Source organism: Streptomyces lucensis JCM 4490 (assembly GCF_014650035.1).
GTDB classification, from domain to species: domain Bacteria; phylum Actinomycetota; class Actinomycetes; order Streptomycetales; family Streptomycetaceae; genus Streptomyces; species Streptomyces lucensis.
Map to the genome: position 1 here is coordinate 241,860 of NZ_BMUE01000005.1, position 12,328 is coordinate 254,187.

The following is a 12,328-nucleotide window of genomic DNA, read 5'->3' on the forward strand; positions in this document are numbered from 1 at the left end:
ATCGGCTGTGCCGCCCGGCGGGCCGGGGCGCGGCCGGGCGCCGCGGCAGCGCGAGCTGAAGGGCACGGAGCTGGGTAGATTGGTGCGGGACATCCCCTCAGGGCCCCACGTGCCGGGAGTTCTCATGCCCTTCAGCCGCCTGGCCGCCGCGACCACGCCCACCGCGCACCTCGGACTCGGCCTCGCCGCCGTCGGCCGGCCGGGCTACATCAACCTCGGCCGGGACGGTGACCTCCCCGCCGAGCGCACGGTGGACGCGCTGCGCGAGCGCACCCACGAACTCCTCGACGCCGCCTACGCCCAGGGGGTCCGCTACGTCGACGTGGCGCGCTCCTACGGTCGTTCGGAGGAGTTCCTGGCCGACTGGCTGAAGGCGCGCCCCGACGCCGCCGACGTCATCGTCGGCAGCAAGTGGGGCTACACCTACACCGCCGGCTGGTCCGCCGACGCCGAGCAGCACGAGGTCAAGGACCACGGCCTCGCCACCTACGAGCGGCAGCGCGGCGAGACCGACGCCCTGCTCGGCGACCGGCTCGACCTGTACCAGATCCACTCGGTGACCCCGGACAGCCCGGCCCTCACCGACAAGGAACTCCACGCCAGGCTGGCGGAGGCCGCCGCGCAGGGACTGACCGTCGGCTTCTCCACCAGCGGCCCCGCCCAGGCGGACGCCATCCGCGCGGCCCTCGCCGTCACCGTGGACGGCGAGCCCCTCTTCCGGACCGTCCAGTCGACGTACAACGCCCTCGAGACCTCGGCGGGCCCCGCCCTCGCCGAGGCGCACGACGCCGGGCTCACCGTGATCGTCAAGGAGGGCATGGCCAACGGCCGGCTCGCGGCGCCGCACGCCCCGGACATGCTCAGGGCCGTCGCCGAGGAGACCTCGCTCGGCTGCGACGCCGTCGCCCTCGCGTGGATCCTGCGGCAGCCCTGGGCGGGCGTCGTCCTCTCCGGCGCGGCGACCGTCGCCCAGCTCTGCTCCAACCTGCACGCACCCGCCGTCGACCTGGACGTGGACCAGCTGACCCGCCTCGCGACGCTGGCGGAGGACCCGCACGCCTACTGGGAGCGGCGCGGACAGCTGCCCTGGCACTGACCGGCCCCTGACAAGGGCGTCTGAGCGGGACACCAGGCGGCCTGAGCGGGACAGCGGACGACGACCGGCCATGCCGAGGCATCCATGCCCGCATTGAGACATCAGTGTCTCATTCGGGCTACACTCGTCTCATGGCCCTCGATCGTGACCACGTGCTGCGCAGCGCGGCCGCCCTGCTGACCCGTAAATCCACCGCGACCATGGACGAGGTCGCCAAGGCCGCCGGCATCAGCCGCGCCACGCTGCACCGCCACTTCGCCGGCCGCGACGCGCTCGTCCGGGCGCTGGAGGCGCTCGGCATCGCCGAGTGCGAGGCCGCCCTGGAGGCCGCCCGCCTGGACGAGGGCCCGGCGGCCGAGGCCGTACGGCGGCTGGTCCGCGCGATCGAACCCGCCGCCGGACTGCTCGCCTTCCTCTACACCGAGAACCAGCTCTTCGAGGGCGACGGGCAGAACCAGGGCTGGACCCGCATCGACGACCGCCTCACGGCCCTGTTCCGGCGCGGCCAGGAGAGCGGCGAGTTCCGCATCGACCTGACCCCGGCCTGGCTCACCGAGGCCCTCTACGGGCTGCTGGCCTCCGGCGCCTGGGCGGTGGCCGAGGGCCGGGTGGCCGCCAACGACTTCACCTACATGATCGTCGAGCTGCTGCTGGGCGGCGCGCGACGTACGGACACACCGCGAAGGAAGGAATCATGACCAGCACGCTGCAGCCGGCCCGCGCGGCCGAGGCGGAGCAGCGCCCGGGCCGCTGGCTCGCGCTCTCGGTCCTCGTCCTGGCCGTGCTGCTGGTGGCCGTCGACGCCACCGTGCTCGGCCTGGCCACCCCCTACATCAGCGAAGACCTCGCCCCGTCCGGCACCCAGCTGCTGTGGATCGGTGACGTCTACTCCTTCGTCATCGCCGGACTGCTGGTCTCCATGGGCAGCCTCGGCGACCGCATCGGCCGCAAGCGGATCCTGCTCGGCGGCGCCACGGCGTTCGGCGCGATCTCCGTGCTCAACGCCTACGCGACGACACCCGAGCTGATGATCCTGGCGCGGGCCCTGCTCGGCGTGGCGGGCGCCACCCTGATGCCCGCCACCCTGGCCCTGATCCGCAACCTCTTCCACGACCCGCGCGAGCGCAGCCTCGCCGTCGGCATCTGGGGCGCCACCGCCTCCGCGGGCACGGCCGTCGGCCCGATAACGGGCGGATTCCTCCTCGAGCACTTCTGGTGGGGCTCGGTCTTCCTGATCAACCTGCCGGTGATGGCGGTCCTCGTCCTCGTCGGGATCCGCACGCTGCCCGAGTCGCGCAACCCGGAGCCGGGACCCTGGGACCTGCGCAGCGTGCTCCTGTCACTGGTCGGCGTGATCGGCGTCGTGTACGCGATCAAGGAGACGGCCACCCACGGTCTCACCTGGTCCGCGTCGGCCTCCGGCCTGCTGGGCGCCGGCGCGCTCCACGGCTTCGTCCGCCGCCAGCTGACCATGCCGGTCCCGCTGCTGGACATGCGCCTGTTCCGGCGCCGGGGTTTCGGCGGGGCGGTCCTCGCCGACCTGCTGACCGTCCTCGGCATGTCCGGCCTGGTGTTCTTCCTGTCCCAGTACCTGCAACTCGTGCAGGGCAGGCAGCCCTTCGAGGCGGGCCTGGCCGAACTGCCCGCTGCCGTCGGCGCGGTGGCGTCCGGCCTGTTCGCGGGCCGGGCGGCCCGGCGCTTCTCGGTCCGCGCGGTGGTCTCGGGCGGCCTGGCGGCCGTCGGCCTGGCCCTCGCCGCGCTGACCGTGCTCGACCGGTCCACCGGATACCCGTTCCTCGGCGCCGCGCTCCTGGTCGTCGGTGTCGGCGCGGGCTTCTCCTTCACCATCACCGCCGACGTGATCCTCTCCAGCGTGCCCAGGGAACAGGCGGGCGCCGCCTCGGCGGTCTCCGAGACGGCGTACGAACTGGGCGCGGCCCTCGGCATCGCCCTGCTCGGCTCGATCGTGACCGGCGTCTACCACGGCTTCACCGGCCCGGCCGGCACCCCGGCCGGCGCCCACGAGTCACTGGGCGCGGCCGTGCAGGCGTCGGCGCACATGTCCCCCGGCTCGGCGCACGCCCTGCTGGACGCGGCCCGCGACTCCTTCGTCCACGGCCTGCACCTGGCCTCGGGCGCGGGAGCGGCGGTCCTGCTCACCACCGCGGCGGCGGCCTGGTTCCTGCTGAGGAACCAGGAACTGGACGGCGGACACGGCGCGGACGGCCCGGGCCCCGATCCGGCCTGATCCGAACGGCGGACCGCCGGTGTGAGCAGGACGGCCCGGCGGCCGGCGGCCGGACGGCGCCGCCCGGGACGTCACTTCCGGTAGCCGAGCACCGTCATCATCCCGCTCTCCGAGTGGTACTGGTTGTGGCAGTGCAGCATCCACAGCCCGGGGTTGTCGGCGTCGAAGTCGACGACCAGCTTCCGGTGCGGCAGCACGATCGCGGTGTCCTTGCGGGCGCCGACCGCGTCCAGGCCGGTCAGCGCGAACGTGTGCCCGTGCAGGTGCAGGGGGTGCCACATGCCGGTGGCGTTGATGAGGGTGAGCCGGACCCGTTCGCCGGCGCGCACCGGATGGCGTTGCCGTACGGAGTAGGGGTGGTGGTCGAACCCCCAGTCGTACTTCCGCATGCCGCCGGTGAGCCTGATGCGCAGTTCGCGGTCGGGGTGGCGATCGGCGAGGGCGACGGACTCGGCGGGCTCCAGACGGCGCGCGGGAACCGTCTTCCCGTCGAGTTCGTCCGGGCGGACGCCGGGCGCGGGGCGGCTCCTCCCCTTGTCGGTGCGCAGGACGGCCAGGGCCTGACCCTTCTTGCCCTCGGCGAGTGCGACCAGCGGGAAGACGCCGTCCCGGACGGTGACCAGGACGTCGTACCGCTCCGCCATGCCGACCAGGAGGGCGTCCGTCTTCTTGTGCCGCACCGGATAGCCGTCGGTGTGCGTGACGGTCATCCCGTGGCCGCCCAGCGCGACCCGGAAGGCGGTCTCGGACCCGGCGTTGACGATGCGCAGCCGGACGCGGTCGCCCGGACGGCAGCGGAACACCGCGGGATCGGTGGGAAGACGGCCGTTGACCAGGTAGTACGGGTAGTCGACGCTGCCGCCCTCCCCGTGCAGCATGCGGCTGTGCGACTCGTCCAGCAGCCGCCGGGGACCCGCGGGCCTCCCGGCCGGCGACGAGTGCGCGCGTGCCGTCCGGCCGGGGCCGGGGCCGGCATGGCCGGGACCCATGGCCATGCCGCCCCTGTCCGTCCCGCCCATGTCCATGCCGCCCATGTCCATGGGCCCGCCCGGCTTCAGCTGTTCGAGCACCCCGTCCGGGGTGGAGCCCGCCACGCCGTCCAGCCAGTCGTCCAGGACCACGACCCATTCCCTGTCGTAGGAGAGAGGCTCCCTGGGGTCCTCCACGACGAGCGGCGCGTACAGGGCGCGGTCGGGCTGCATGCCGACGTGGGAGTGCAGCAGGTAGGTCCCCGGATGCTTCACGGCGAACCGGTAACGGAAGTCGGCCCCGGGACGGATGGCCCGCTGGGTCAGGTCCGGAACGCCGTCCATGTCGCAGCGCAGCCGCACCCCGTGGGAGTGCAGCGTGGTCGTGACGGGCAGCCGGTTGGCGAGCGTCAGGTCCAGCACGTCCCCGGCGGTGACCCGCACCAGCGGGCCCGGCACCTCCTCGTTGTACGCCCACGTCCTGACGCGCCGCCCGCCGAGGTCCAGCTCGGCCTCCTCGGCGGTCAGCGTGAAGGCGCGCAGCCGGCCGGACCCGCGCGCGCGTTCGGCGGCGAGCACCTCCGGATCCGACGGATTGACGTACCCGCTGGGCCCCGCCGGGACGAACCTGCTCTCGCCGACCGGGTGTTGGGGTCCGGAACGGGGCGCGGAGCGGGAGTCGGTGCAGGCTGCGAGGAATCCGGCGCCGGCCGCGGCGAGCGGAGCACGGAGCACGGTACGCCGAGAAGGTTTGTACATGTCTGAATCAGACATGTCGGACGGTCAGACGGCCTCGCCGATGCGGCCGAATGCGCGATGCACCGGGGTCAGATTCCACCGCCAGGCGGACCCGTCCGGGCCACCGCGCACGTCCCCCGGATCCCGGCCCGGGCTCAGGCGGCCTTGGCCTTCGTGGCGTACATGTCCACGTACTCCTGGCCCGACAGGCGCATGACCTCGGTCATCACGGAGTCGGTCACGGCCCGCAGGACGTAGCGGTCCCGGTCCATGCCGTCGTAGCGGGAGAACTCCATCGCCGCGCCGAACCGCACGGTGACCCGGCCCGGCCTCGGGATGCCGCGGCCGCCCGGCTGCAGCTTGTCCGTGCCGATCATGGCGAAGGGGACGACCGGCGCCCCGGTCATCAGCGTCAGCCGGGCGATGCCGGTGCGCCCCCGGTACAGTCGCCCGTCGGGCGACCGGGTGCCCTCGGGGTAGATCCCGAAGATCTTCCCCTCCTCGAGGATCCGGCGCCCGGTCATCAGCGCGGCCACGCCACCGCTCGCCCCGTCGCGGTCCACCGGGATCATGCCGACGCCGGTGAAGAACCACGCCATCAGGCGGCCCTTGAGGCCCTTGCCGGTGACGTACTCGTCCTTGCCGATGAAGAACACCTGCCGCTTGGTGACGACCGGGAGCACGATCGAGTCGATGAACGTGAGGTGGTTGCCCGCCAGGATGACCGGCCCGTCCCCGGGGATGTTCTCCGCGCCCTCCACCCGTGGGCGGAACATCAGGCGCATGATCGGTCCGAGCACTGCCTTGATGAGCGCGAAGCGGGACAACGGTTCCTCCGGCGTCGAGGGAAGCGATATGAGTCTGTGCAGGTGAGGACATTACTCGCGGTGCCCTTGCGCGCGCACATCGGGTACGCCCGGTTCACCGAGGTCTTACGAAGTGTTGACGCGGGTTTACCTGCGGTGGTGTGCCGGGGCCGGCCCGTCCGGCCGCGAGGGCGGTGTGACGGACATCGCGCACTGTCCTCGTTCCACGGCTGCCCCGTCCGGGTGGTCCGATGCCGACGCCCCGTCAGGTTCCGCCGTCCGCACGACACCCGGCGTCACCCCCGTGTTCGGACCGGGGTCTCCCTTCCGTCATGTACACGCCCCTACGATCGGCGCGCACGACAGAAGCCGACGGCCAGGAGGGCGCCGATGGACAGCGACCAGGCGAACGAGCAGACACAGGGCATCACCGGACGGCGGGCCGTCCTCGGCGCGGCGGTGCTCGGCGCGGGCGGAGCGGTCCTCGGGCTGCCCGGCGCGGCCAGAGCCGCCGGCGCCGCGGGGCGCGGGGGGCACGGGGGGCGCGGGCTGAAGGGCCTGCCGGTGCCGACCATCATCGGTCACCGGGGAGCCAGCGGCTACCGCCCCGAGCACACCTTCGGCTCGTACGACCTCGCCCTCGACCTGGGCGCCGACGTGGTCGAGGCGGGCGACCTGGTCCCCACCAGGGACGGCCACCTCGTCTGCCGGCACGAGCCCGAGATCGGCGGCACGACCGACGTCGCCTCGCACCCCGAGTTCGCCGACCGCCGGACCACCAAGGTCCTGGACGGCGTCTCCACCACCGGCTGGTTCACCGAGGACTTCACGCTCGCCGAGCTGAAGACGCTGCGGGCCGTCGAGCGCATCCCGGCCAACCGGCCGCACAACACCCTGTACAACGGGCGCTTCGGGATCCCCACGTTCGAAGAGGTCCTCAAGTGGCAGGACGAGCAGACCCGCAAGCGCGGCAGGCAGGTCTGGATCTACCCCGAGACCAAGCACCCCACCTACTTCCGGCGGCTCGGCCTCGGACTGGAGGAGCGGGTCGCGAAACTGCTGCGCAAGTACGGCAAGGACGGCCGGAACGCGCCGGTCATCCTGCAGTCCTTCGAGCCCAGCAGCATCCAGCGGCTGAACCGGCTGGTCGACAACCCGCTCGTCGTCCTGCTCTCCACGGCGAGCAGCCGCCCCTACGACTTCGTCGAGGCGGGCGACCCGCGCACGGTCGCCGACCTGATCACGCCCCAGGGCCTCAGGGAGATCGCCGGCTACGCGCGGGGCATCGGGCCGACCCTGGACCTCGTCATCCCCAGGCGGGCCGACGGCACCCTCGGCGAGCCGACCACGCTCGTCGCCGACGCGCACAAGGCGGGCCTGCTCCTGCACCCGTACACCATGCGCAACGAGAACCCGTTCCTGCCGGCCGAGTACCGCAAGGGCACCGCGGCGGACGCCTACGGTGACGTCTTCGGCGCCTACCGGACGTACTTCGCCACCGGCATCGACGGTGTCTTCACCGACAACGCCGACACCGGCCTGCTCGCCCGGGCCGACTTCCTGGACGGCTGAGCGCGTCAACCGGCGCGTGCGCCGGCACCCCTTTCGGGGTGACTCCGGGCCGCCCCGGCAACCTGCCGCCGGGGCGGCTCGTCGTTCCGCATATGACGCACGACCTGGTGGCCGCCCTGGGCCCGCTGCTCACCGCCGAGGCATCCGCGGAGGCATATGCGGCGGGAGGCGAGCCGGGAGATCTTGAGCAGGCCGTCTGGCTCCGCCTGCTGGAGCGCCTGGAGACCGACGGGCCCCCGCCGGATCCGCAGGGCTGGCTGCGCAGGGCGGTCCGCGCGGAGGCCCGCCGCACCCGCCGTGCCGCCCGCCGCGAACGACCGTACGGCGCCGAGCCGGCCGACCACCACCGGCCCGGCCCCGAGCAACTCGCCCTGACGGCGGCCCGTTACCGCGCGCTGCGGGACGCGGTGCGCCGCCTGCCCGGCCGCTGCCCCCGCCTCCTCGGCGCCCTGCTCTCCCCCAAGGACCCGACATACCGGGAGATCGCGGGGGAGTTGGGTATCTCACAGGGCAGTCTCGGACCGGAACGCTCCCGATGTCTGGGATGTCTTCGCCGATTGCTCGCCCCGGAGGTTGCTTCCCGTGCGGGACGGGGATAGGAGTGGGGGACGACAGGTGATCAGGTGAGCGGGAGGCATGCGCACATGGGCATGAGCGTGACCATCTCGGTGGCGACCGGGCAGGACGCGGAGCAGATCTTCAAGCTCCAGTACCTGTGCTTCCAGAGCGAGGCGGCGCTGTACGGCAACTACCGCATCGACCCGCTCGTGCAGACCCTCGATTCCGTGCGCCAGGAAGTCACCGCCGACTGCGTCTTCGTCGCCCGGCTCGGTGAGGAGGTGGTCGGCTCCGTGCGCGGCAGGATCACCGAGGACGGCGCGGCGGCCATCGGCAGGCTCTGCGTCCACCCGCGCCTGCAGGGCCACGGCATCGGCGCGCGCCTGCTCAGGGCGGCCGAGACGGCCCTGGCCGAGCAGCGCGGCGCCACGAGGTTCCGCCTCCACACCGGCCACCGCAGCGAAGGGAACCTGCGCCTGTACCGCCGGGTCGGCTACCAGGCGGTGGGCAGGTCCAGGGGCGCCGACGGCGTCGAGATGATCGTCCTGGAGAAGGACGCGGGGACCTACGCGGCTACGGCGTGACGCGGCCGCGCGACCTGCGCAGCCAGTACAGCGCGGAGAGCGGCAGCAGCACCGGGATGAAGACGTACCCCATGCCGTAGTCGGACCAGACGGTCGCGTCCGGGAAGGCCGAGGAGTCGGCCAGGGTCCAGGTGCCCACGACCAGCACGCCCGCGAGCTCGGCGGCACAGCACACCAGTGCCGCCCTGCGGGCCGTCTCCCCGCCGCGGATCAGCGTGTAGGTGATGAAGCCGTACACCACTCCGGCCACCGCCGACAGCGAGTAGGCCAGCGGCGCCCGGTCGAATCCGGTCGCGATCTGGTACGCCGACCGCGACACCGCGCCGACCACCATCACGCCGTAGAACCAGACGAGCAGCATCCCCGGTCCGCTGATCAGCCGGGCCGGCTTCTCCTCCACCGCCGTCACCTCAGCCTCCCCAGATGTCGTAGAGCCGCACCTCGAGCACGGCCAGCACCACACCGCCCGCCGCGACGGTCACCGAACCCCAGCGCGTGCGCTCGGCCAGCGACATGAACCCCGCCGCCGGAACGCACGCGAACGCGCCCAGCAGATACGACACGAAGATCGTGGTGCCCTGCTCCGGCTTCTCGCCCCGCGCCAGCAGCACGATCCCGGTGACCAGCTGGATCAGGGCCAGCGCCGCCACCACGGCCATGCCGATGAAGTGCCAGTCCTTGGTCGGCTGGTCGCGGTGGGCGGCCCAGCCGCACCAGGCGGACAGCAGCAGCGCGGCGACCCCGGTCACCAGCGTCAGGACAGTGAGCATGCGGTGACCTTATTACGCCCGAAACGTGCCGCCGCCGCCGACCCCGGCGTACGCCGTAGGGTCTAGACCATGACGATCCACGCGCACGCCCTCCTGTTCGACAACGACGGCACCCTCGTCTCCTCCCTCGACTCCGTCGAGCGTTGCTGGAGCCGCTGGGCGCGGGAGTACGGGATCACCGCGGAGGCCCTCCGGCGCGTGGAACTGCACGGGCGCCCGGCGGTCGACATAGTCGGCGACCTGCTGCCCGCCCGTCTGGTGCCGGAGGCGGTCTCGCGGGTCGAGCAGCTGGAGGTCGAGGACGTGCCGAACGGGGGTGTGCACCTGCTGCCCGGCACCCGGGACTTCCTGGACTCCCTGCCCGCCGACCGCTGGGCCGTGGTCACCTCGGCGACCCGGCGCCTGGCCGAGGCCCGCCTCGACGCGGTCGGCATCCGCCCCAAGGCGCTGGTGTCCGCCGACGACATCACCCGCGGCAAGCCCGACCCCGAGCCGTATCTGCTCGCGGCCCGGCAGCTCGGCGTGGACCCGGCCCGCTGCGTCGTCTTCGAGGACGCCCCCGCCGGACTCCGGGCGGGCCGCGCGGCCGGCATGACCACCGTGGCGTTGGCCACAACCCACCGGGCCGCGGAGCTGGACGCCGACCTGGTCGTGCGGGACCTGTCGGCCCTGCGGGCGCTGGTCACCGACGGGGGAGTGGACATCTCCGTCCGCCCCTGAACGGGCGCCCCCTGGTGTCCACGCCCGTCCAGCATGCGGACTGGCGCGGCCTGTCAGGACCGTACGTCTGGTTTACTGAACACATGACCACGACGAGCACCCGCACCCTTGCGACCGAGGCGACCATGACGCCCGGTGCTCGCTGTATGTGTCGAATGTGCGCCTTCTAGAGGGCCCCCGCACCATCTGAGCCTCGCGCCCCGAAGCGAGAGCCGTGGCGTGTCCCCTGCCGCCCAGCGGCATCGCGGACCGCCTCCCCCGCCGCCCGACGGCGTGCGGGGACCCCCGTCGCGCACACGAGGTTCTCCGTTCTCCCCGGTGATGCCGCCGCAGCGAGAACCGTGCCGCGTCCCTGACCGCATGCACCTGCACGCCCCCGTGCCCGGGCACACCCACGCCCGCGCACTCGACAGTGACGGAAATCCACGTGATCACCACCACGGGCCTCACCAAGGTCTACCGCTCGCGCGGCCGTGAGGTCACCGCCCTCGACGGCGTCGACCTGCACGTCCGCGAAGGCGAGGTGTACGGCGTCATCGGCCAGTCCGGCGCCGGCAAGTCCTCGCTCATCCGCTGCGTCAACCTGCTGGAGCGACCCACCTCCGGCACCGTCAGCGTCGCCGGGCAGGACCTCACCGCGCTGGCCGGCCGCGGGCCGCGCGCCGGCAGGGAGCTGCGCCGGGCGCGCAGCCGCATCGGCATGGTCTTCCAGCACTTCAACCTGCTCTCCTCGCGCACCGTGCAGGACAACGTCGAACTGCCGCTGGAGATCCTCGGCCGGTCCGGCAAGGAGCGCTCCCGCAAGGCCCTGGAGCTGCTGGACCTGGTCGGCCTCGCCGACAAGGCGAAGGCCTACCCCGCCCAGCTCTCCGGCGGTCAGAAGCAGCGCGTCGGTATCGCCCGCGCCCTGGCCGGGGACCCCAAGGTGCTGCTCTCCGACGAGGCCACCAGCGCCCTCGACCCCGAGACCACCCGCTCCATCCTCCAGTTGCTGCGCGACCTCAACCGGCAGCTGGGTCTGACCGTCCTGCTCATCACCCACGAGATGGACGTCGTGAAGTCGATCTGCGACTCCGCCGCCCTCATGGAGCGGGGCCGGATCGTGGAGTCCGGCACGGTCAGTGAGCTGCTGGCCACCCCGGGCTCGGAGCTGGCCTCCGCCCTCTTCCCCGTCGGCGGCGAGGCCTCGGGCCCCGAGCGGACCGTCCTCGACGTCACCTTCCACGGCGAGGCCGCCACCCAGCCGGTCATCTCCCAGCTCTCGCGCACCTACAACATCGACATATCGATCCTCGGCGCCGCCATCGACACCGTCGGCGGCCTGCAGATCGGCCGCATGCGCATCGAGCTGCCCGGCCGCTACGAGGACAACGTGGTGCCGGTCGGCTTCCTGCGCGAGCAGGGCCTGCAGATCGACGTCGTCGGGCAGCACGAGGGCCGGGAGCCCGTGCTGGTGAAGGAAGGTGCGAAGTGACCTGGTCCGAGATGTGGACGCTGCTGGAGCCGGAGTGCTGGAACACCGCCTACATGGTCGGGTGGTCCACGCTCATCGCCATCGCCGGCGGTCTGCCGCTGGGCATCCTGCTCGTGCTCACCGAGCGCGGCGGCCTGCTGCAGAACGTCGTGGTGAACAAGGTCCTCGGGCAGGTCGTGAACGTCACCCGCTCCATGCCGTTCATCATCCTGATGGTCGCCCTGACCAGCTTCACCCGGTCGGTCACCGGGACGAGCATCGGCCGGGACGCCGCCATCGTGCCGCTGGCCATCGGCGCCATCCCGTTCTTCGCCCGGCTCGTCGAGACGGCTGTCCGCGAAGTCGACGGCGGGCTCGTCGAGGCCGTGCAGTCGATGGGCGGCAACACCCTGACCATCGTCCGCAAGGTCCTCGTACCGGAGGCCCTGCCGTCGCTGATCGCCTCCGCCACCACCACCCTCGTCGCCCTCATCGGCTACTCCGCCATGGCCGGCACGGTCGGCGCCGGCGGCCTCGGTGACCTCGCCGTCCGCTACGGCTACCAGCGCTTCGAGACCGACCTCATGTGGGTGATCGTCGCGATCCTCGCCGTCGTCATCTCCCTCATCCAGTTCGCCGGCGACTACGCGGCCCGCGCCCTGCACCACCGCGGCGCCCGCTCCGGCCCCGCGCCGAAGCTCCGCCTGCTGAAGGCCAAGGAGCCCGCGGCGGCCGACATCGGCAAGGTCGCCTGAACACCCCGCCGAGAGACTCCCCGTTCACCCATGACGGGGTCGCACCACCCTTAAGGAAAG

General features: G+C 72.6%; 13 protein-coding genes. 9 read left to right on the forward strand and 4 right to left on the reverse strand.

The window, feature by feature from the left end:
- The first annotated feature begins 124 nt into the window (after positions 1-124).
- The 3 genes from IE177_RS14310 to IE177_RS14320 all read left to right on the forward strand — a co-directional run bounded on the left by IE177_RS14310 (position 125) and on the right by IE177_RS14320 (position 3,344).
- Complete coding sequence (locus tag IE177_RS14310) at positions 125-1,096, forward strand: aldo/keto reductase (protein WP_190015700.1); 972 nt, start codon at positions 125-127, stop codon at positions 1,094-1,096.
- 131 nt (positions 1,097-1,227) lie between these two features.
- Positions 1,228-1,794, forward strand: coding sequence for a TetR/AcrR family transcriptional regulator (locus tag IE177_RS14315; protein ID WP_190015701.1), 567 nt, complete (start codon positions 1,228-1,230; stop codon positions 1,792-1,794).
- Positions 1,791-3,344, forward strand: a complete 1,554-nt coding sequence (locus tag IE177_RS14320; protein ID WP_190015702.1) for an MFS transporter — start codon at positions 1,791-1,793, stop codon at positions 3,342-3,344. Before IE177_RS14315 ends, IE177_RS14320 begins: the two co-directional genes overlap by 4 nt.
- Positions 3,345-3,415: 71 nt before the next feature.
- On the opposite strand, the gene IE177_RS14325 is transcribed toward IE177_RS14320, so the two are convergent.
- On the reverse strand, positions 3,416-5,071 hold the full coding sequence (locus IE177_RS14325; RefSeq protein ID WP_190015703.1) for a multicopper oxidase family protein: 1,656 nt from the start codon (positions 5,069-5,071) through the stop codon (positions 3,416-3,418).
- Between the two features lie 134 nt (positions 5,072-5,205).
- The gene (locus tag IE177_RS14330) at positions 5,206-5,835 is read right to left on the reverse strand and encodes a lysophospholipid acyltransferase family protein (RefSeq protein ID WP_308431558.1); all 630 of its coding nucleotides are present in this window, start codon (positions 5,833-5,835) and stop codon (positions 5,206-5,208) included.
- A gap of 411 nt (positions 5,836-6,246) precedes the next feature.
- Here IE177_RS14330 and IE177_RS14335 point away from each other — a divergent pair, with 411 nt between their 5' ends.
- From IE177_RS14335 to IE177_RS14345, 3 genes are all read left to right on the forward strand, one after another.
- On the forward strand, positions 6,247-7,428 hold the full coding sequence (locus IE177_RS14335; protein WP_190015704.1) for a glycerophosphodiester phosphodiesterase: 1,182 nt from the start codon (positions 6,247-6,249) through the stop codon (positions 7,426-7,428).
- 92 nt (positions 7,429-7,520) lie between these two features.
- Positions 7,521-8,027, forward strand: a complete 507-nt coding sequence (locus tag IE177_RS14340) for a sigma-70 RNA polymerase sigma factor region 4 domain-containing protein (RefSeq protein WP_190015705.1) — start codon at positions 7,521-7,523, stop codon at positions 8,025-8,027.
- 45 nt (positions 8,028-8,072) lie between these two features.
- On the forward strand, positions 8,073-8,570 hold the full coding sequence (locus IE177_RS14345; protein ID WP_190015861.1) for a GNAT family N-acetyltransferase: 498 nt from the start codon (positions 8,073-8,075) through the stop codon (positions 8,568-8,570).
- Here the strand turns inward: IE177_RS14345 and IE177_RS14350 are convergent.
- The gene (locus IE177_RS14350) at positions 8,560-8,979 is read right to left on the reverse strand and encodes a hypothetical protein (RefSeq protein WP_190015706.1); all 420 of its coding nucleotides are present in this window, start codon (positions 8,977-8,979) and stop codon (positions 8,560-8,562) included. The genes IE177_RS14345 and IE177_RS14350 overlap by 11 nt on opposite strands.
- Before the next feature lies 1 nt (position 8,980).
- Positions 8,981-9,340 (reverse strand): hypothetical protein, encoded by a 360-nt coding sequence (locus IE177_RS14355; protein ID WP_190015707.1) that lies wholly within the window; start codon positions 9,338-9,340, stop codon positions 8,981-8,983.
- A 69-nt stretch (positions 9,341-9,409) separates the two neighbouring features.
- Here IE177_RS14355 and IE177_RS14360 point away from each other — a divergent pair, with 69 nt between their 5' ends.
- From IE177_RS14360 to IE177_RS14370, 3 genes are all read left to right on the forward strand, one after another.
- Positions 9,410-10,060, forward strand: a complete 651-nt coding sequence (locus IE177_RS14360) for an HAD family hydrolase (RefSeq protein ID WP_190015708.1) — start codon at positions 9,410-9,412, stop codon at positions 10,058-10,060.
- A gap of 427 nt (positions 10,061-10,487) precedes the next feature.
- Positions 10,488-11,534 carry a methionine ABC transporter ATP-binding protein gene (locus IE177_RS14365; protein ID WP_190015709.1) on the forward strand — a complete coding sequence of 349 codons (1,047 nt, stop codon included), beginning with the start codon at positions 10,488-10,490 and terminating at the stop codon, positions 11,532-11,534.
- Positions 11,531-12,268, forward strand: coding sequence for a methionine ABC transporter permease (locus IE177_RS14370; protein ID WP_190015710.1), 738 nt, complete (start codon positions 11,531-11,533; stop codon positions 12,266-12,268). The genes IE177_RS14365 and IE177_RS14370 overlap by 4 nt, the downstream gene beginning before the upstream one ends.
- Positions 12,269-12,328: the final 60 nt, after the last annotated feature.

Coding starts and splice junctions, on each gene's coding strand:
- IE177_RS14310 (WP_190015700.1), top strand. CDS start 125: ATGCCCTTCAGCCGCCTGGCCGCCGCGACCACGCCCACCGCGCACCTC.
- IE177_RS14315 (WP_190015701.1), top strand. CDS start 1,228: ATGGCCCTCGATCGTGACCACGTGCTGCGCAGCGCGGCCGCCCTGCTG.
- IE177_RS14355 (WP_190015707.1), bottom strand. CDS start 9,340: ATGCTCACTGTCCTGACGCTGGTGACCGGGGTCGCCGCGCTGCTGCTG.
- IE177_RS14330 (WP_308431558.1), bottom strand. CDS start 5,835: ATGCGCCTGATGTTCCGCCCACGGGTGGAGGGCGCGGAGAACATCCCC.
- IE177_RS14340 (WP_190015705.1), top strand. CDS start 7,521: ATGACGCACGACCTGGTGGCCGCCCTGGGCCCGCTGCTCACCGCCGAG.
- IE177_RS14360 (WP_190015708.1), top strand. CDS start 9,410: ATGACGATCCACGCGCACGCCCTCCTGTTCGACAACGACGGCACCCTC.
- IE177_RS14320 (WP_190015702.1), top strand. CDS start 1,791: ATGACCAGCACGCTGCAGCCGGCCCGCGCGGCCGAGGCGGAGCAGCGC.
- IE177_RS14325 (WP_190015703.1), bottom strand. CDS start 5,071: ATGTACAAACCTTCTCGGCGTACCGTGCTCCGTGCTCCGCTCGCCGCG.
- IE177_RS14335 (WP_190015704.1), top strand. CDS start 6,247: ATGGACAGCGACCAGGCGAACGAGCAGACACAGGGCATCACCGGACGG.
- IE177_RS14345 (WP_190015861.1), top strand. CDS start 8,073: ATGGGCATGAGCGTGACCATCTCGGTGGCGACCGGGCAGGACGCGGAG.